Consider the following 16,970-nt stretch of genomic DNA (forward strand, 5'->3'; position numbering starts at 1 on the left):
ACTCAAAATATGCTGACTGCAGGCGACAGGGCACTGACGCTGGCCCCGGCGGACCGGGAAGCCGTCTACGTGCTGTCCGCAGACCCCGAGAACCCCTTTGCAGGGGCCCGCATCCGCGCGGCCCGGGATCGCGGCGAAGCCCCCCGCGCGGTGGCCGAGCTGCTGGGCCTCGGGGTGGAGGAAACCGCCGACTGGATCGAGCTGATCGACCCCGCCGACCTGACCGGCTTCGGATTGTCGGGATACCTGGTGCAGGGCCTCGGCATGGACGAGGACGACGTGCAGCGCAGCGCCGAGGCGCTGGATGCGCTGCACGGCCCGGTACTGCTGGTGCATGGCCGGCTGGTCTGTCACGCCCCCCGCGCGCTGACACTGCCGCGCGGCCTGCTGCTGCGTGGCCGTTTCGAGCCCCCCCGCCTGCCCATCGGCCTCTCGCCGCTGCCCAGCCCGGGCGCGCGCGGCACCCTGCCGCCGCTGGGCGCGCCACTGGTCACCGATCCGTCGCGCTCGCGGCTGTGGCTGCCGCTGTCGATCCTGGCGGGGCTGGTGATGGCCGCGCTGATTGCCTTCGGCGCGATGCTCGCCTTCGGCTGAAGCCGCGCAAATCGCGCCTACACCCTGCCCGGCACATGGCGTATAGCTGCCCCGAACGAGACTGCCGGGGACCCGCCGATGACCAGCACGCTTCTGTCCAATGTCCGCCTGATCGACCCCGATGCCGGGACCGAGACCGAGGGCGCCCTGCTGATCGGCGCCGACGGGCGCATTGCCGCCCTGGGCGCGCTGACGGGCGTCACCGCCGAAACGGTGATCGACGGCAACGGCCTGTGCCTGGCACCGGGCATCATCGATATCGGCGTGAAGGTCTGCGAACCGGGGGAACGCCACAAGGAAAGCTTTGGCACCGCCGGGGCCGCCGCGGCTGCCGGGGGCGTGACCACCATCGTCACCCGCCCCGACACCGATCCCGCGATCGACAACCCCGAGACGCTGGAATTCGTCTCGCGCCGCGCGCGCGAGGACTGCGCCGTCAACGTGCTGCACATGGCCGCCCTCACCAAGGGCCGCGCGGGCCGCGAGATGACCGAGATCGGCTTCCTGATGGATGCCGGCGCCGTGGCCTTCACCGATTGCGACCGCGTGGTCACCGAAACCAAGGTGCTGACCCGCGCCCTGACCTATGCGAAATCCAGCGGCGCGCTGGTGCTGGGACACATTCAGGAACCCGGTCTGACCAAGGGCGCCTGCGCCACCTCGGGCAAGTTCGCGACGCTGAAGGGCCTGCCCTCGGTCTCGCCCATGGCCGAGCGCATGGGCCTTGATCGCGACATCTCGCTGATCGAGATGACAGGGGTGAAGTACCATTTCGACCAGGTGACCACCGCCCGCGCCCTGCCCGCGCTGGAACGCGCCAAGCAGAACGGTCTGGACGTGACCGCCGGCGTGTCGATCCACCACCTGACGCTGAACGAATACGACGTTGCGGATTACCGCACCTTCTTCAAGGTGAAGCCGCCGCTGCGCGCCGAGGATGACCGCCAGGCCGTGGTCGAGGCCGTGGCCTCGGGGCTGATCGACATCATCAGCTCCATGCACACGCCCCAGGACGAGGAAAGCAAGCGCCTGCCCTTCGAGGAGGCCGCCTCGGGCGCCGTGGCGCTGGAGACGCTGCTGCCCGCCGCCATGCGCCTGGTCCATGCCGGCGACCTGAGCCTGCCGGTGCTGTTCCGCGCCCTGTCGCTGAACCCCGCAAAACGCCTCGGCCTGCCCTGCGGGCGTCTTGAGGTCGGCGCGCCCGCCGATCTGGTGCTGTTCGATCCCGACGCGCCCTTCGTGCTGGACCGCTTCAGCCTGCGCTCGAAATCCAAGAACACGCCCTTCGACAGCGCCCGGATGCAGGGCCGCGTGAAGGCGACCTTCGTCGCGGGCCGTGCAGTCTTCGGGGATCTGTCGTGATCCCGGCGCTGACCTCCGGAGCGGGCGTGCTGATCGCCACGGCGATCCTGGGTTACCTGCTGGGCTCGATCCCCTTCGGCATCGTGATCACCCGCGCCTTCGGGCTGGGGGATCTGCGCCAGATCGGATCGGGCAATATCGGGGCGACCAACGTGCTGCGCACCGGCAACAAGCTGGCGGCCTTCCTGACGCTGATCCTCGACAGCGGCAAGGGCGCCATCGCGGTGCTGATCGCCATGGCGCTGGCCGGGCAGGACGCGGTGCAGGTGGCGGGCTTTGCCGCCTTCCTGGGCCATTGCTTCCCGGTCTGGCTGAAGTTCAAGGGCGGCAAGGGCGTGGCCACCTACCTGGGCACGCTGCTGGCGCTGTTCTTCCCGGGCGGCCTGGCCGCCTGCGGGACATGGCTGGTGATGGCGCTGATCTTCCGTATCTCCTCGCTTTCGGCGCTGATCGCGGCGGCGGTGATGCCGCTCTGGCTCTGGGCCTTCGGGCGCGCCGACATGACGCTGCTGGCGATCGCCCTGGCGGTGCTGATCTTCATCCGCCACAAGGCCAACATCGCCCGCCTGCTGAAGGGCGAAGAGCCGAAGATCGGCAAGAAGAAGGGCTAAGGTCACGCTTGACGGCGGGGGCCGCCCCCGCCACCCTCTCTCGGGAAAGAGGAGGAAACCCATGACCTTCACCGATGCCATCCGCACCTGCTGGGGCAAGTATGCCGTCATCTCGGGGCGCGCGTCGCGCTCGGAATACTGGTGGTGGGCCCTCTTCACCCTGCTGGTCAGCCTGGGCTTCTCGGTGCTGGAGGACGGGTTGCTGGGCGGGGTCACCTACGACCTGCTGGGCTCGATCGCCAGCCTGGTGCTGCTGCTGCCCAGCCTCTGCGCCGGTGGACGGCGCCTGCATGACCGCGACATGTCGGCCTGGTGGCTGCTGCTGATCCTGATCCCGGCGGTGGGCTGGATCGTGCTGCTGTGCCTGATGGTGCTGAAGGGCACGCCCGGGGACAACCGCTTCGGCCCGCCCCCGGCAATGGAAGGGGCCGCAAGCGGCCCCTCCTTCGGTCAGTAGGCGTATTCGCCGAAGATCTTCGTCAGATCGCCGCCCCAGGCGCCGTTGTACTTGTCCAGCATCTCGTCCGCGAGGACCTTGCCGGTGTCGACGCTTTCGCGCAGCGCGTTCAGGAAGTGGGTCTCGTCCGGGATCAGGCCGCCGGCCCCGGGACGGGCGCGCCGTTTCAGACCGGCATCGGCGATCTCCAGAACCTCGCGCGCCAGCTTGTGCATGTCGATGCCCTCGACCTTGGCCTGAAGCCCGTCGGTGCCGGCCGCAACGCGCAGCGCCTCGCGCTGTTCGGCGCTCCAGCCCTTGGCCAGGTCCCAGGCGGCATCCAGCGCCGTGCCGTCATACATCAGCCCGACCCAGAAGGCCGGCAGCGCGCAAAGACGCCGCCAGGGGCCGCCATCGGCGCCGCGCATCTCGATGAACTTCTTCAGGCGCGCTTCGGGGAAGATCGTCGTCAGGTGATCGGCCCAGTCCGACAGGGTCGGCTTTTCGCCGGGCAGCGCCGGCAGTTCGCCCTTCAGGAAATCCCGGAACGACTGGCCAAGCGCGTTGATGTACTTGCCGTCCCGATAGACGAAGTACATCGGCACATCGAGCGCGTAATCCACGTAGCTTTCAAAGCCGAAGCCCTCGTCGAAGACGAAGGGCAGCATCCCCGTGCGCGCATCATCGAGCGAGCGCCACACGGCGGAGCGATAGCTTTTCATGCCGTTCGGCTTGCCCTCGAAGAAGGGCGAGTTGGCAAAGAGCGCGGTCGCGACGGGTTGCAGCGCCAGCGCCACGCGCAGCTTCTTCACCATGTCGGCCTCGGATCCGAAATCGAGGTTCACCTGCACCGTGCAGGTGCGGCGCATCATGGTGGTGCCGGTGGTGCCGACCTGGCCCATGTAGGCATCCATCAGCTTGTAGCGGCCCTTCGGCATGAGGGGCATTTCCTCGTGCTTCCAGATCGGCGCCGCGCCCAGCCCGATGAAGCCCACGCCGATCTTGTCGGCGATGCCCTTCACTTCGCGCAGGTGTTCGTTCACCTCGTCGCAGGTCTGGTGGATGGTTTCCAGCGGTGCGCCCGACAGCTCCAGCGCGCCGCCCGGTTCGAGCGAGACATTGGCGCCGTCCTTGGTCAGGCCGATCAGGTGGCCGGCCTCTTCCACGGGGGCCCAGCCATGGGCATCGCGCAGCCCCTCCAGAACCGCCAGGATCGAACGTTCACCGGCGTAGGGCAGCGGCTCCAGCGTGTCCGTCAGGTAGCCGAATTTCTCGTGCTCGGTGCCGATGCGCCAGTCCTCGACCGGCTTGCAGCCGGCCTCGAGGTATTCCGCCATCTGCTCATGACGCTCGATCGGCCCGCCGCCGGATTGGGGAATGGACATGTTGGGGGGCCTCCGCCTCTTGGTCTCGTGCCGGTGCTCGGTGCTTTGGGGCACAAGTCCTGAGCCGAAACCGGGCGGGTGTCAATGCAGGCGCAGCGTGCTGCGATCCCAGATCACCGCAGGGCGGTTGCGCGTTCCTGCATGGACCTGCTGCACCGCCGCAACCAGCGCCGCGGTGCGCAGACCCGGCAGCGCGGCGAAAAGATCGAACAGCTGTTCGGCGCCCTCGGCATCCAGCGGGATCGACAGATCGGGCTGGCCTTGCTGGGAAAGCCGCCAGCAGGGCCTGTCGGGGCCGGGATCGAGGGTCAGCCGGTAGACTTCGCTCAGCGCCACGGCGCCGCCGGTGAAGGGGCCGTAATAGGCCAGCTGGCCCTCGGTCACCTGTACCACGCCGGGACCACCGGCGCCGGTGCGAAAGCGCGCGCGCTGCACGCCGGTCCAGGCCAGCGCCAGCCCCGCCAGCACGATGACCCCGCTGCCCCATTGCGCAACTGCATGAAAATGCAGCACGCCCCAGAGGCCAAATGCCGCGATCCCGATGCCGGCCAGCGCCTCGCTCCAGCGTTTCAGGCCAGCGGCGGCGGCAGGGCGGATCATTTCGGAACCTCGCCCAGCACGGTCGGAGCCTGGGGCATGGCAATGCGGTAATCGCCGATGCGTTCAAAGCCGATGGCCTCATAGGCGCGGGCCGCGGCGGGGTTGTTGGCAAAGAGAATCGCGGTGCGCGCACCGCGGTCGCGGGCCTCGGCCAGAACCGCGCGGGCGACGCGGCGGCCCAGCCCGGCATTGCGCGCGCCTTCCGGCACGTAGACCCCGCCCAGCTGCACGCAATCCACCGCCTCGGCATTCAGCGCGGCCATGGCGACGGGGCGATCCGCTTCGGTCAGCAGCCGCACGGCGCTGCCGCCCGAAACCGCCTCCTCGGCGCGCAGAAAGGCCTGCAACCGGGCCTCTGCGGGATCGGCTGCGGCAAAGCCCAGATCGCGCTCGTAGGCGGCGAACCAGGCCGAAAGCATCGGGAGTTCCTCCGAACGGGCGCGGCGCAGGGGCGACGCGCCGCCCGGCAGCTTCGAGAGATCCAGCCGATAGAGCGGCTCCAGGTCGTTGACGCGCAGCCCGTCCCACTGGCCCAGCACCTTCAGGAAGGCCTCGGCCTGGCGGGCCTCTCCGGTCAGGGCCTTGAAGGGACGCCCTTTCAGCGCCCGGGCTGCCGCCGCCAGCGCCTCGGGGGCACGGCCCGGCAGCTGAAGCATCAGGTTGCCCGAGCGGGTGGCACCAAAGACGCCGGCCAGCCTGCCCGCATCCTCCCAGAGCCAGAAATCCGTCGCATTGGCCGCCTCGCTGGCGCCGATGCCATGGGCGGCCAGGTTGCCGCGCAGGAACATCGAGGTCTCGGCGTGCCCGGACAGGAAGGCCTCCATGGGGGCGGCATCTTCCGGGCGCGCCGGACGGATCACTGCCAGTCCCCGAGCGCCGCCTGCCAGAGCGTCAGCGCCGCCACCGCCGCCGTATCGGCGCGCAGGATGCGGGGCCCCAGCTGCACCGGCCAGGCGAAATCGAGCGCCCTCAGCCGGGCACGCTCGGCCTCGGAAAAGCCGCCCTCGGGACCGATCAGGATCGCCCAGGGGCCCTTCGGAGCGTTCTTCAGCCCGGCGGGGGTCTCGTCCTCGGCCAGGGCCTCATCGCAGAACATCAGCTGGCGGCCCTCGGGCCAGTCGGCCAGCATCCGGTCAAGGCGCGCAAGGTCGTCGACCTCGGCCACGTAGGTGTTGCCGCATTGCTCTGCGGCCTCAAGCGCATGGGCCTGAAGCCGGTCGCGGCGGATGCGTTCGGCATTGGTGAATTCGGTCTGCACCGGGCAGATCCGCGCCGCGCCCATCTCGGCGGCCTTCTCGACGATGAAATCGGTGCGGGTCTTCTTGATCGGCGCGAACATCAGCCAGACATCGGCGGGGCCGCCCTGAGGTTTCGTCTGTTCGACGCAGGTCAGCTCTCCGCCGCGCTTGCCGGCCCGGGTGACCTCGGCGCGCCATTCGCCGTCCTGTCCGTTGAACAGCGCGATCGCCGCGCCCTCGGCCAGCCGCATCACCCCGAAAAGGTAATGCGCCTGCTCGCGCTCCAGAGGAACGGTTTGCCCCTGACCCAGCGGGTGCTCTACACAGAGCCTGACTTTCGCAGCATTTTCCATGAGGCCTACATATGTCCAACCAGAACGCGACACCAGAGGACGCTTCACCCCGGGGCCAGGTCTCGGACGCGGTGAAGGGCAACTGGGTGGATCACACCGCCCCGGCCTGGACGCGGCCCTATCTGCGACTCTCGCGCGCAGACCGCCCGATCGGCACCTGGCTGCTGCTGCTGCCCTGCTGGTGGTCGCTGCTGCTGGCCATGGTCTCGGACGGACATGCCGGCTGGATGGACCTGTGGATCTTCCTCGGCTGCGGCATCGGCGCGGTACTGATGCGCGGCGCCGGCTGCACCTGGAACGACATCACCGACCGCAATTTCGACGGCAAGGTGGAACGCACCCGCTCGCGCCCGATCCCCTCGGGGCAGGTCAGCGTGGCGGGCGCGGCGGCCTGGATGGTTCTTCAGTGCCTGATCTCCTTCGCGATCCTGATCAGCTTCCCGCGCGCGGCGGTGATCATGGGCGTGATCTCCCTGCTGCCGGTGGCGGTCTATCCCTTCGCCAAGCGCTTCACCTGGTGGCCGCAGGTCTTTCTGGGCATCGCCTTCAACTGGGGCGCCCTGCTGGCCTGGACCGCCCATACCGGAAGCCTGGGGCTGCCGGCGGTGCTGATGTATCTGGCCGGGATCGCCTGGACGCTGTTCTACGACACCATCTATGCCCACCAGGACAAGGAGGACGACGCGCTGATCGGGGTGAAGTCCACCGCCCGCCTGTTCATGGAGAAGACCCGCGCCTGGCTGATCCGCTTCATGCTGATCGCCTTCGCGCTGCTGTGCCTGTCGGTGCTGGCCGCCGTCGCCCCCTCGGGGGATTCGGTGCGGCTGGTCGTGGCGCTGCTGGGCATCCTGGCCTGGCTCTGCCACCTGCTGTGGCAGCTGCGCCGTTTCGACAGCGAGGACATGGACGGGCTGCTGATGCTGTTCCGCGCCAACCGCGACGCCGGGCTGCTGCCCTTGCCGTTTTTCGCCGTCGCCCTGTTCGTCTGATTGCAAGGGGGGGCGGGCGCCGGTACACCGGGCCCCACTGTTCACGAGACCCCGAAGCCGATGCGCCTGACGTCCCTTGCCATCCTCACCGGCTCCCTGCTGGCCGCCGCCGGCGGAAGCCTGGCCACGGCGACCTATATCGCCGATGTGGTCGAGACGACCTCCGAACGCGATGTGCGTGACGCCCTCCAGGGGGCGTCGCTGGGCTGGGCCGAGGTGCGCGCCGACGGGCTTCAGGTGATCCTGACCGGCACCGCCCCCACCGAATCCGCCCGCTTCGACGCCCGGACCGCTGCCGGCCATATCGTCGATGCCTCCCGGGTGATCGACCGGATGCAGACCGCGGCGACCCGCGACCTGGCGCCGCCGGCCTTCTCGGTGCAGATCCTGCGCAATGGCGGGGAACTGTCGCTGATCGGGCTGATCCCGACGAAATCTGACCGTGACGGCCTGCTGAAGGCGATCCGCGCCCTGCCCGGCGTCACCACCGTCAACGACCTGCTGCAAACCGCCGACTATCCCCTGCCCGCCGACTGGCAGGCCAGCCTGGACTATGCGGTGCAGGCGCTGGCACAGCTGCCCAATTCCAAGGTCTCGGTCCGGCCCGATGCCGTGGCGATCACCGCCATGAGCCAGAGCCCGGCCCAGAAGCACCAGCTGGAAACCGCGCTGCGCCGCGCCGCGCAGCCCGGGCTCGACCTCAGCCTGGCGATCAGTGCGCCGCGCCCGATCATCGCCCCCTTCACGCTGCGCTTCGTCTCCGAGGGCGGCCGGACCGGCTTCGATGCCTGTTCCGCCGACACGCCCCAGGCCCGCAGCCAGATCCTGGCCGCCGCGAAAGAGGCCGGGATGACCGGCACGGCAGACTGCACCATCGGCCTCGGCGTGCCCTCCTCGGACTGGGGAGAGGCCGCCGCCATGGCGATCCGCGCCGTGGGCAAGCTGGGCGGCGGCAGCGTCTCCTTCTCGGATGCCGACATCAGCCTGGTGGCCGCCCCCGGCACCGCCCAGGCCAGCTACGACACCGTGGTCGGAGAGCTGGAAAGCAATCTGCCCGACGTCTACGCGCTGCACGCCGTGCTGCCCCCCGCCCCCGACACCCAGGCCGCCCCCGCCGAGCCGCCGGAATTCACCGCCACCCTCAGCCCCGAGGGCCTGCTGCAGATGCGCGGGCGCCTCAGCGATGCCCGGATGCGCAGTGCCGCCGAGGCCCTGGCCCAGGCGCGCTTCGGCAGCGGCCATGTCTACATGGCGGCCCGGCTCGATGACACGCTGCCCGATCTCTGGCCGACCCGGGTGATGACCGCGCTCGACGCGCTGGCGCATCTGTCGAACGGCCTGGTCACGGTCACCCCCGACAAGATCACCATCCGCGGGGACACCGGCGAAAAATCCGCCAGCGCCGACATCGCGCGGCTGTTCGGCGACCGCCTGCCCAAGGGCGCCGATTACGACATCGACGTGACCTACCAGAAGAAGCTGGACCCGGTCGCCTCGGTGCCGACGCCCCAACAGTGCCTGACCCAGCTGCGCGCGGCCCAGAAGCACAGCAAGATCACCTTCGAACCGGGCTCTGCCACGGTCACCGCCGACAGCCGCCACCTGCTGGATGCCATGGCAACAACGCTGCGCACCTGCCCCGGCCTGCCACTGGAGATCGCCGGCTACACCGACAGCCAGGGCCGCGAGGAAATGAACGAGGCGCTGTCGCAGCAGCGCGCCCAGTCGGTGATGAATGCGCTGCAGATGCGCCGCGTGCTGACCCGCAGCTTCGTGGCAAAGGGTTATGGCGAAGCCGACCCGATTGCCGACAACGACACCGAGGAAGGCCGCGAGGCCAACCGGCGGATCGAGTTCCGCCTGCGCGACGACGGCACGGCCGGGACCGCGAAACCCGCGACAGCCCCCGAAGCTGCGCCTGCCTCCGATGCCCCCGAAGCGGCCCCCGCCCCCGAAGCGGCCCCCGCCTCCGAAGCGTCCCCCGCCCCCGAAGCCGAAGAGCCTGTGGGCAGCGGCGATGAGGCCCTCCCGTCGCAGGACGGGGACGACAGCGCGGGTCCGGGCGATGCGGACACCATCGACGACGACACCGGCTCGGGCGACGAGACGGACTGAGGCCACAGCAACGATGCCCCGACAGCCGGGCGGAATGGGAACCGAGACGTGAGCAGGAACGAATTCATCATCGCCACCGCCATCATCCTTTTCGTGGCGTTTCTGCTGGGCTGGTTCGCCTACTGGCTGCTGCACCGCTTCACGCGCGTCGCCGGCGCCGACATGGGAGAGCTTGACCGCATGGCCCACGAGCTGCACGAGGCCGAAGACATGCGCGACCAGGCGATCACCTACCTCGAGCAGCGCGAACGCGAGCTTGGCACCCAGCTGTCACAGACCACGGCCGAGCTGGAGGCCGCCATGGAAGGCCTGCGCGAGGCGCGCCACGAGGCGGAAGAGCTGCGCGCCTACATCGAGCGGATCCACAAGCCGAAGTAAGGTCCGGGCCGAAGTAAGGTCCGGGACGGAAATCGCGCCTGCGGCGCGATGCCTCCGGCGGGCATATTTGAAGAAAGCTGAAAGCAGCGGCCTTCAGGCTTTCATCTTTCCCCAAATACGGAGTGTCGGAACGGCGCCGTCAGCGCCAGCGCCCGAGTGCATCCTCGTCCTCGGACCTGGCAGCGACCCAGCGGGTGCCGTCGCCGGTCTCTTCCTTCTTCCAGAAGGGGGCGCGGGATTTCAGGTAATCCATCAGGAACTCGGCGGCCTCGAAGGCCGCGACGCGATGCGCCGAGGCGGTGGCCACCATCATGATCGGCTCCTGCCCCGTCAGCGCGCCAAAGCGGTGCAGGATCAGCACCGGGCCCAGCGGCCAGCGATCGGCGGCCTCTGCGGCGATCTTCTCCAGCGCCTTCTCGGTCATGCCGGGGTAATGCTCGATCACCATGCGCGAGAGGCCGCCCGCGCCGGGAAGATCGCGCACCAGCCCGGTGAAGCTGACCATGGCGCCCGCCCCCGCCGCCGCGGCGCGCGGCGTGAAGGCCGAAAGCTCCGCGCCCGGATCGAAGGCGGCTTCCTGGACGCGGATCTCGGCAGACATGCTCAGCCCCCCGTCATCGGCGGGAAGAAGGCGACCTCGCGCACGCCGGCCAGGGGGGCGTCGAATTCCGAAAGCTCCTGGTCGAGGGCAACGCGCAGCGCCTTCAGATCCGAGAAGGCCTCGGCGTAGCGCGCCTCGCGGGTGCGCAGTTCCTCCACCAGCTCGGCCACGGTGGTGGCCGAGGTCTCGATGCGTTCCTTCGGCAGGCCGATGCGTTCGCGGACCCAGGCGAAGTAGAGGATGTCCATCACTCGTCCTTCAGATGCGGGCGGGCCTTCAGGAAGTAGTCCGCCCCGGTGATCACGGTCAGGATCGCGGCGATCCAGGTCAGCACCAGCCCCGCCCAGGTCGACCAGTCGGTCAGGGTGGCAAGGCCGCGCAGGTTCTGCCCGTCGGGATCCGTTCCCGAGAGGATATCCTGCACGTCGGCATTTTCCAGCCCGAAGACCTGCATGCCCATCTGCTGTTCGGCGATGCCCTGGGCCAGCAGAACGGCGATGGCGACCATCTGGAAGGTGGTCTTCCACTTCGCCAGCTTCGTCACCTTCAGCAGCCCCGCCGTGTCGCCAAGGTATTCCCTGAGGCCCGAAACGAAGACCTCCCGGAACAGGATGAGGGCGGCGGGCAGCATGATCTGGTCGGCAAGAGAGGAGTAATGCCCCAGCACCGCCAGCGCGATCACCACCATGGCCTTGTCGGCAATCGGATCAAGCATGGTGCCAAGCTTGCTGACCTGTCCGAGGCTGCGGGCCAGGTAGCCGTCGAACCAGTCGGTCGCCGAGGCCACGACGAAGAGGATCAGCGCGCACCAGTCGGCAAAGGGGCGCGGCAGGGCAAGGAAACACACGGCGATCCCGGGCGCGGCCAGCAGGCGCAGGATCGTGAGGATATTCGGCAGGGTCAGACTCATGCCCCTGTCCTATCCTTCCTCCGCGCCATGGGGAAGCGCGATTGCGGGGTGCGCCCTACACCTTCCGGTGCGCCTGCGGACAGGGGCCTCCGGCGGGGATATTTATGGCCAGATGACAGGGAGCGGCCCTGCTTTCATCTTTCCTCAAATATGCATGCCGGACAGGCGTCAAGGGCGCGTCTGCGGGGGCTTATGCGGCGCCTCTGCCACAGGTCCCGCACAACCCTTGTCTGCCCTGCCGGCCACGCCTACATGCGAGAGCATGGCAAAGTGGCACCCTTTCAGGAAGCGCGGCCCCCAGGTCGCCGTGATCCGGCTGAGCGGCATGATCGCCGCAGGCTCCCGTGGACAGCTGAGCGACGCGGGCCTCGCGCCGCTCATCGAGAAGGCCTTCCGGCGCGGCAAGCCCGTGGCGGTGGCGCTGGTGATCAACTCGCCCGGCGGCTCGCCGGTGCAGAGCGCGCTGATCGCCGCGCGCATCCGGCGCCTTGCCGAGGAAAGGAAGATCCCGGTCTTCGCCTTCGTCGAGGATGTCGCGGCCTCGGGCGGCTACTGGCTGGCCTGCGCCGCCGACGAGATCCTGGCGGACGAAAGCTCCATCGTGGGCTCCATCGGGGTGATCTCGGCGGGGTTCGGCGCCCATGTCTTCCTGGCCCGCCAGGGAATTGAACGCCGCGTCTACACCGCCGGCACCTCGAAAAGCATGCTCGACCCGTTCCGCCCCGAGAACGAGGAGGACGTGAGCAAGCTGAAGCTCCACCTGGAAGATATCCACGAGGCCTTCATTGCCCATGTGAAGGCACGCCGGGGCGACCGGCTCGTGACCTCCGAAGACCTGTTCACCGGAGAGATCTTCCTGGGCCGCAAGGCGCAGGCCCGGGGGCTGATCGACGGCATCGGCCATCTGGTCCCGGAAATGCAGGCGCGGTTCGGCGACAAGGTGAAGTTCCGCGACTACGGCCGCAAGCGCGGGCTGCTCAGCCGGCTTGGCGTGCGGGTCCTCGATGACAGTCTGGCGATGATCGAGGAGCGGGCCGCCTATGCCCGTTTCGGTCTCTGAGATGGTGCTGAAGATCGTCCTGCTGTTCCTGGTCCTGATGGGCGTGCTTGCGATGTTCGGCAAGCTGCACCTGCTGGGCTTCGGCAATGGCCGGCGCGGCCGCAAGCCCGCCAAGTGCCCCTCCTGCGGGCGCTACCTGATCGGTTCGGGCCCCTGCCCCTGCCGCAGTTCAAAGAAAAAGGGATAACGGCACATGCTGCCATGGATTTTCTGCGGGATCGGTCTGGTCCTGCTGGTCGTCGCCGGTGATCTGCTGGTGCGCGGCGCCAGCGGGCTGAGCCTGCGCCTGGGCGTGCCCGCCCTGCTGGTCAGCCTGACCGTGGTCGCCTTCGGCACCTCCGCGCCCGAGCTGATCGTGTCGCTCTCGGCCGTCTCCAAGGGCCAGGCGGCGCTGGCGCTTGGCAATGTGGTGGGATCGAACATCGCCAACATCCTGCTGGTGCTGGGGATCCCGGCGATCCTGGCGGCGCTGCACACCTCGGGGCATGACACCAAGAAGTCCTACCTGGTGATGCTGGGTGCCACGGCGCTGACCATCGCGCTCGGGCTGCGGGGGGTCTTCGATCGCTGGGCCGGGCTGATCATGCTGGCCGTGCTGGCATTGATCCTGATCGACCAGGCGCGCGAAGCCCTGGCCCACCGTCGCGAGGGCAAGGCCGCCGCCGATCCCGAGCTGGAGGAGCTGGCCGCCGACGAATCCCTGCCGGTGTGGAAGATCCTGACCATGCTGGTGCTGGGTCTGGTGGGGCTGCCGGTCGGGGCCAACCTGCTGGTCAACGGCGCCTCCGACATCGCGCGGGACTTCGGCATCAGCGAGGCGGTGATCGGCCTGACGCTGGTCGCCGTCGGCACCTCCCTGCCCGAGCTTGCCACCACGGTGATGGCGGCGCTGCGCCGGCAGGCCGATGTGGCGCTTGGCAACGTGATCGGGTCGAACATGTTCAACCTGCTGGCGATCCTCGGCATCACCTCGCTTTTCGGGAAGATCACCGTCGATCCCTCCTTCGTGCATTTCGATTTCTGGGTGATGGCGGCCTCGTCCCTGCTTCTGGTGCCCTTCGTGCTGATGAAAAAGGATATTTCCCGCCTCTGGGGGGCTGGGCTGACGGGGCTCTACGTGCTCTATGTCGGCAGCATTCTGACCTAGGAGGACATCCATGAGCGAGAGCACCGGCAAGGCCCTGGTGACCGGCGGCGCGAAACGGCTCGGACGGGCGATGGCCCTGGCGCTGGCCGAAGACGGTCATGACCTGGCGATCCACTACAACGGCTCGGCCGAAGCCGCCGAGGAGGTCGCCGCCGAGATCCGCGCCATGGGCCGCAAGGCGGTGACCCTGCAGGGCGACCTGACGCAGGAGGCCGAGGTTGCAACCTTGGTGGCGCGCGCCGCCGAAGCGCTGGAGGGGCCACTGACCTGCCTCGTCAACAACGCCTCTGCCTTCGAATACGACAACATGGAGAAGATGACGCGCAGCTCCTGGGACCTGCACATGGAGGCCAACCTGCGCGCCCCCGTGCTGCTGACCCAGCTTTTCGCCGCCCAGGCCCCCGATCCCCTGACCGACGCCATGGGCGAACCCCAGGCCCGCGCGCTGGTGATCCAGATGCTGGACCAGCGGGTGCGCAAGCTGACGCCCGAGTTCACCAGCTACACGATCTCCAAGATGGGTCTATGGGCCTTCACCCAGACCGCCGCGCAGGCGCTGGCGCCGAAGGTGCGGGTCAATGCGATCGGCCCCGGCCCGACGCTTCAGGGCGCCCGCCAGAGCCCGCAGCACTTCCACGACCAGCGCGTCAACACGGTGATGGGGCGGGGCTCCAACCCCTCCGACATCGTCGGCGCGCTGCGCTATTTCCTGTCCGCCCATGGTGTCACCGGCCAGCTGCTGTGCACCGATGGCGGCCAGCACCTGGCCTGGCAGACCCCGGATGTGCTGGGCGTCGAGTGACCCCCGCGCGGGGGCCTGGCCCGGACCGCGCTCCTGCCCCGCCCCGGGCCTGTCCCGGGGCCGCAAAGCTGCCGCAGGGGCGCGCCCGATCCGCTCAGCGGGCCAGCCCGCCCGCCCTTACGGAAGAGTCCTAGGGGAAGTTTTGCACCTGTCATGTTCCATTTACACAGGCGTTACCAAAACTCTAACGATTCCAGCCTTTTGCTCTATGGATAACTTTTTCACCATTAATTTCAGCAGCTTGCAAAAACGCCTAAAATTTAATCTCTTTAAGGAAGGGACCATGATTCAAGGCTTTTTTCACGATGTCAAAATGGTATCCCCACAGTTATCCACAGAACCCGGGGAAACCTTTGCCCTTGCCCCCGCACGATACATCTTGCAGCCAGAGCAGAGAATCGAAGCGAACCTGAATGGCTGAGATGACCGACGATACGACCCCTTCCGAAGCCCCGCTGACGGGCCACAGGCTGATCCAGTCCTACCTGGCGCGGATTGACGGCTCTCCGGGCGTGTACCGGATGCTGGATGGCGAAAGCCGGGTGCTCTACGTCGGCAAGGCGCGCAACCTCAAGGCCAGGGTGTCGAACTATGCGCGCCCCTCGGGGCATTCGCACCGCATCGCGCGGATGATCTCGGAAACCCGGTCGATGATGTTCCTGACCACCCGGACCGAGACCGAGGCCCTGCTGCTTGAACAGAACCTGATCAAGCAGCTGAAACCGCGCTACAACGTGCTGCTGCGCGACGACAAGAGCTTTCCCGAGATCGTCGTGGCCAAGGACCATGCCTTTCCCCAGATCCGCAAGCACCGCGGCGCCAGGAAGGCCAAGGGCGCCTATTACGGCCCCTTCGCCAGCGCCGGCGCGGTGAACCGGACGCTGAACCAGCTCCAGAAGGTCTTCCTGCTCCGGAACTGCACCGATGCGGTGTTCACCGGGCGCACGCGCCCCTGCCTGCTCTTCCAGATCAAGCGCTGCTCGGCACCCTGCGTGGGCCATATCTCGGAAGCCGACTACGCCGCCTCGGTGGCCGATGCGGAACGCTTCCTGCAGGGGCGTTCGACCGATGTGCAGGAGAAACTTGCCGCCGAGATGCAGCAGGCCTCCGACGAGATGGAGTTCGAGCGCGCCGCCGCCCTGCGCGACCGGATCCGCGCGCTGACCCAGGTGCAGACCGCCCAGGGCATCAACCCCCGCGCCACCGCCGAGGCCGACGTGATCGCGCTGCACATGGAGGGCGGCCAGGCCTGCGTGCAGGTCTTCTTCATCCGCGCCCACCAGAACTGGGGCAACCAGGATTTCTACCCCCGCGCCGGCGCGGATGTCGACGAGGCCGAGGTGCTTGAGGCCTTCCTGGGCCAGTTCTACGACGGCAAGGAACCGCCCCGCCAGATCCTGCTGTCCCACCCGATCGAAAACGCCGACCTGATGGAAGAGGCGCTTTCGGAAAAGGCCGGCCGCAAGGTCGCCCTGCTGGTCCCCCTGAAGGGCGAGAAGGCCGAGCTGATCGCGGGTGCGGCGCGCAACGCCAAGGAAAGCCTTGGCCGCAAGATGTCGGAAAGCGCCACCCAGGCGAAGCTGCTGAAGGGCGTCGCCGAGGCCTTCGGCCTGGAGGCCGCCCCGCAGCGCATCGAGGTCTACGACAACTCGCATATCCAGGGCACCAACGCGGTGGGCGGGATGATCGTCGCGGGCCCCGAGGGCTTCCTGAAATCCCAATACCGCAAATTCAACATCCGCGGCGACGACCTGGTGCCGGGCGATGACTTCGGCATGATGAAAGAGGTCCTGACCCGCCGCCTGAAACGCCTCCAGAAGGAGGATCCCGAGCGCGAGAAGGGCCTCTGGCCCGACCTGCTGCTGATCGACGGCGGCGCCGGTCAGGTCTCGGCGGTGCAGCAGATCCTCGACGAGATGGGCGTGCCCGACCTGCCGATGGTGGGGGTGGCCAAGGGCATCGACCGCGACCACGGCAAGGAAGAGTTCCACAAGCCCGGCAAGCCACCCTTCGCCCTGCGCATGAACGATCCGGTGCTCTACTTCATCCAGCGGATGCGCGACGAGGCCCACCGCTTCGCCATCGGTACCCACCGCGCCAAACGCGCGAAATCCAACATGGCCAACCCGCTCGACGACATCCCCGGCGTCGGTGCCACCCGCAAGCGCGCACTGCTGGCACATTTCGGCTCTGCAAAGGCCGTCAGCCGCGCCAACCTCGCCGATCTCAAGGCGGTGGACGGCATCTCGGGCAGCATGGCCGAAACCATCTACGACCACTTCCACGCCCAGGGCTGATCCGTTCCACGCGCCCCCGGCGTCGCAACATGCATATTTTGGGAAAGATGAAACCGACAGGGCGCGCCCGATTGCCCCGGACGCGCTCTTCA

Annotated in this window: 19 protein-coding genes; 12 read left to right on the forward strand and 7 right to left on the reverse strand. The window is 68.2% G+C overall.

The window, feature by feature from the left end:
* Positions 1-9: 9 nt before the first annotated feature.
* The 4 genes from KM176_RS13400 (at position 10) to KM176_RS13415 (ending at position 3,024) form a co-directional block, all read left to right on the forward strand.
* The gene (locus KM176_RS13400; RefSeq protein WP_160894164.1) at positions 10-594 is read left to right on the forward strand and encodes a hypothetical protein; all 585 of its coding nucleotides are present in this window, start codon (positions 10-12) and stop codon (positions 592-594) included.
* A gap of 78 nt (positions 595-672) precedes the next feature.
* Positions 673-1,956 carry a dihydroorotase gene (gene pyrC / locus KM176_RS13405; protein ID WP_160894162.1) on the forward strand — a complete coding sequence of 428 codons (1,284 nt, stop codon included), beginning with the start codon at positions 673-675 and terminating at the stop codon, positions 1,954-1,956.
* Positions 1,956-2,567, forward strand: a complete 612-nt coding sequence (gene plsY / locus KM176_RS13410; RefSeq protein WP_160894277.1) for a glycerol-3-phosphate 1-O-acyltransferase PlsY — start codon at positions 1,956-1,958, stop codon at positions 2,565-2,567. The genes pyrC and plsY overlap by 1 nt, the downstream gene beginning before the upstream one ends.
* A 61-nt stretch (positions 2,568-2,628) precedes the next feature.
* Positions 2,629-3,024 carry a DUF805 domain-containing protein gene (locus KM176_RS13415; RefSeq protein ID WP_160894161.1) on the forward strand — a complete coding sequence of 132 codons (396 nt, stop codon included), beginning with the start codon at positions 2,629-2,631 and terminating at the stop codon, positions 3,022-3,024.
* Here the strand turns inward: KM176_RS13415 and KM176_RS13420 are convergent.
* From KM176_RS13420 to KM176_RS13435, 4 genes are all read right to left on the reverse strand, one after another.
* Positions 3,018-4,388 carry a glutamate--cysteine ligase gene (locus KM176_RS13420; RefSeq protein WP_160894159.1) on the reverse strand — a complete coding sequence of 457 codons (1,371 nt, stop codon included), beginning with the start codon at positions 4,386-4,388 and terminating at the stop codon, positions 3,018-3,020. The genes KM176_RS13415 and KM176_RS13420 overlap by 7 nt on opposite strands.
* 81 nt (positions 4,389-4,469) lie before the next feature.
* Complete coding sequence (locus tag KM176_RS13425) at positions 4,470-4,988, reverse strand: hypothetical protein (protein WP_160894157.1); 519 nt, start codon at positions 4,986-4,988, stop codon at positions 4,470-4,472.
* Positions 4,985-5,812 carry a GNAT family N-acetyltransferase gene (locus tag KM176_RS13430; RefSeq protein ID WP_160894155.1) on the reverse strand — a complete coding sequence of 276 codons (828 nt, stop codon included), beginning with the start codon at positions 5,810-5,812 and terminating at the stop codon, positions 4,985-4,987. Before KM176_RS13430 ends, KM176_RS13425 begins: the two co-directional genes overlap by 4 nt.
* 32 nt (positions 5,813-5,844) lie before the next feature.
* A complete protein-coding gene (locus KM176_RS13435) occupies positions 5,845-6,579 on the reverse strand; it encodes a 16S rRNA (uracil(1498)-N(3))-methyltransferase (protein ID WP_160894154.1) in 735 nt (244 codons plus the stop codon).
* An 11-nt stretch (positions 6,580-6,590) separates the two neighbouring features.
* Between KM176_RS13435 and ubiA the strand changes: the two genes are divergently transcribed.
* Genes ubiA through KM176_RS13450 form a run of 3 tightly spaced genes read left to right on the forward strand, consistent with a single transcriptional unit; the run spans position 6,591 to position 10,061 of the window.
* Positions 6,591-7,568: a 4-hydroxybenzoate octaprenyltransferase gene (gene ubiA / locus KM176_RS13440; protein WP_160894152.1), complete on the forward strand. Its 978-nt coding sequence runs from the start codon at positions 6,591-6,593 to the stop codon at positions 7,566-7,568.
* Between the two features lie 60 nt (positions 7,569-7,628).
* A complete protein-coding gene (locus tag KM176_RS13445; protein WP_160894150.1) occupies positions 7,629-9,683 on the forward strand; it encodes an OmpA family protein in 2,055 nt (684 codons plus the stop codon).
* Between the two features lie 48 nt (positions 9,684-9,731).
* On the forward strand, positions 9,732-10,061 hold the full coding sequence (locus KM176_RS13450; RefSeq protein WP_160894148.1) for a hypothetical protein: 330 nt from the start codon (positions 9,732-9,734) through the stop codon (positions 10,059-10,061).
* Between the two features lie 139 nt (positions 10,062-10,200).
* Here KM176_RS13450 and KM176_RS13455 read toward each other — a convergent pair whose 3' ends face one another.
* The 3 genes from KM176_RS13455 to pgsA are packed head-to-tail and all read right to left on the reverse strand — an operon-like array spanning position 10,201 to position 11,572.
* Complete coding sequence (locus KM176_RS13455) at positions 10,201-10,662, reverse strand: molybdenum cofactor biosynthesis protein MoaE (protein WP_160894146.1); 462 nt, start codon at positions 10,660-10,662, stop codon at positions 10,201-10,203.
* Positions 10,663-10,664: 2 nt separating this feature from the next.
* On the reverse strand, positions 10,665-10,910 hold the full coding sequence (gene moaD, locus KM176_RS13460; protein WP_160894144.1) for a molybdopterin converting factor subunit 1: 246 nt from the start codon (positions 10,908-10,910) through the stop codon (positions 10,665-10,667).
* The gene (gene pgsA, locus KM176_RS13465; RefSeq protein ID WP_160894143.1) at positions 10,910-11,572 is read right to left on the reverse strand and encodes a CDP-diacylglycerol--glycerol-3-phosphate 3-phosphatidyltransferase; all 663 of its coding nucleotides are present in this window, start codon (positions 11,570-11,572) and stop codon (positions 10,910-10,912) included. The genes moaD and pgsA overlap by 1 nt, the downstream gene beginning before the upstream one ends.
* 262 nt (positions 11,573-11,834) lie before the next feature.
* On the opposite strand from pgsA, the gene KM176_RS13470 reads away from it, so the two are divergent.
* The 5 genes from KM176_RS13470 to uvrC all read left to right on the forward strand — a co-directional run bounded on the left by KM176_RS13470 (position 11,835) and on the right by uvrC (position 16,878).
* Entirely contained in the window at positions 11,835-12,632 is a 798-nt protein-coding gene (locus KM176_RS13470) for a S49 family peptidase (RefSeq protein ID WP_160894141.1), read from the forward strand.
* Positions 12,613-12,819, forward strand: a complete 207-nt coding sequence (locus KM176_RS13475; protein WP_160894139.1) for a hypothetical protein — start codon at positions 12,613-12,615, stop codon at positions 12,817-12,819. The genes KM176_RS13470 and KM176_RS13475 overlap by 20 nt, the downstream gene beginning before the upstream one ends.
* Before the next feature lie 6 nt (positions 12,820-12,825).
* Entirely contained in the window at positions 12,826-13,779 is a 954-nt protein-coding gene (locus tag KM176_RS13480; protein ID WP_160894137.1) for a calcium/sodium antiporter, read from the forward strand.
* Positions 13,780-13,789: 10 nt separating this feature from the next.
* Positions 13,790-14,581 carry an SDR family oxidoreductase gene (locus KM176_RS13485; protein WP_160894135.1) on the forward strand — a complete coding sequence of 264 codons (792 nt, stop codon included), beginning with the start codon at positions 13,790-13,792 and terminating at the stop codon, positions 14,579-14,581.
* Between the two features lie 413 nt (positions 14,582-14,994).
* On the forward strand, positions 14,995-16,878 hold the full coding sequence (gene uvrC, locus KM176_RS13490) for an excinuclease ABC subunit UvrC (protein WP_375372120.1): 1,884 nt from the start codon (positions 14,995-14,997) through the stop codon (positions 16,876-16,878).
* The last annotated feature ends 92 nt before the right edge of the window (positions 16,879-16,970 follow it).

Source organism: Pseudooceanicola endophyticus, from assembly GCF_018760365.1.
Taxonomy (GTDB): Bacteria; Pseudomonadota; Alphaproteobacteria; order Rhodobacterales; family Rhodobacteraceae; genus Pseudooceanicola; species Pseudooceanicola endophyticus.

Excerpts from the sequence above, each read along its gene's own strand:
- KM176_RS13400 (WP_160894164.1), top strand. The coding sequence starts at position 10 with ATGCTGACTGCAGGCGACAGGGCACTGACGCTGGCCCCGGCGGACCGG.
- pyrC (WP_160894162.1), top strand. The coding sequence starts at position 673 with ATGACCAGCACGCTTCTGTCCAATGTCCGCCTGATCGACCCCGATGCC.
- KM176_RS13415 (WP_160894161.1), top strand. The coding sequence starts at position 2,629 with ATGACCTTCACCGATGCCATCCGCACCTGCTGGGGCAAGTATGCCGTC.
- KM176_RS13420 (WP_160894159.1), bottom strand. The coding sequence starts at position 4,388 with ATGTCCATTCCCCAATCCGGCGGCGGGCCGATCGAGCGTCATGAGCAG.
- KM176_RS13425 (WP_160894157.1), bottom strand. The coding sequence starts at position 4,988 with ATGATCCGCCCTGCCGCCGCCGCTGGCCTGAAACGCTGGAGCGAGGCG.
- KM176_RS13430 (WP_160894155.1), bottom strand. The coding sequence starts at position 5,812 with ATGGAGGCCTTCCTGTCCGGGCACGCCGAGACCTCGATGTTCCTGCGC.
- KM176_RS13435 (WP_160894154.1), bottom strand. The coding sequence starts at position 6,579 with ATGGAAAATGCTGCGAAAGTCAGGCTCTGTGTAGAGCACCCGCTGGGT.
- ubiA (WP_160894152.1), top strand. The coding sequence starts at position 6,591 with ATGTCCAACCAGAACGCGACACCAGAGGACGCTTCACCCCGGGGCCAG.
- KM176_RS13445 (WP_160894150.1), top strand. The coding sequence starts at position 7,629 with ATGCGCCTGACGTCCCTTGCCATCCTCACCGGCTCCCTGCTGGCCGCC.
- KM176_RS13455 (WP_160894146.1), bottom strand. The coding sequence starts at position 10,662 with ATGTCTGCCGAGATCCGCGTCCAGGAAGCCGCCTTCGATCCGGGCGCG.
- moaD (WP_160894144.1), bottom strand. The coding sequence starts at position 10,910 with ATGGACATCCTCTACTTCGCCTGGGTCCGCGAACGCATCGGCCTGCCG.
- pgsA (WP_160894143.1), bottom strand. The coding sequence starts at position 11,572 with ATGAGTCTGACCCTGCCGAATATCCTCACGATCCTGCGCCTGCTGGCC.
- KM176_RS13470 (WP_160894141.1), top strand. The coding sequence starts at position 11,835 with ATGGCAAAGTGGCACCCTTTCAGGAAGCGCGGCCCCCAGGTCGCCGTG.
- KM176_RS13475 (WP_160894139.1), top strand. The coding sequence starts at position 12,613 with ATGCCCGTTTCGGTCTCTGAGATGGTGCTGAAGATCGTCCTGCTGTTC.
- KM176_RS13480 (WP_160894137.1), top strand. The coding sequence starts at position 12,826 with ATGCTGCCATGGATTTTCTGCGGGATCGGTCTGGTCCTGCTGGTCGTC.
- KM176_RS13485 (WP_160894135.1), top strand. The coding sequence starts at position 13,790 with ATGAGCGAGAGCACCGGCAAGGCCCTGGTGACCGGCGGCGCGAAACGG.
- uvrC (WP_375372120.1), top strand. The coding sequence starts at position 14,995 with ATGGCTGAGATGACCGACGATACGACCCCTTCCGAAGCCCCGCTGACG.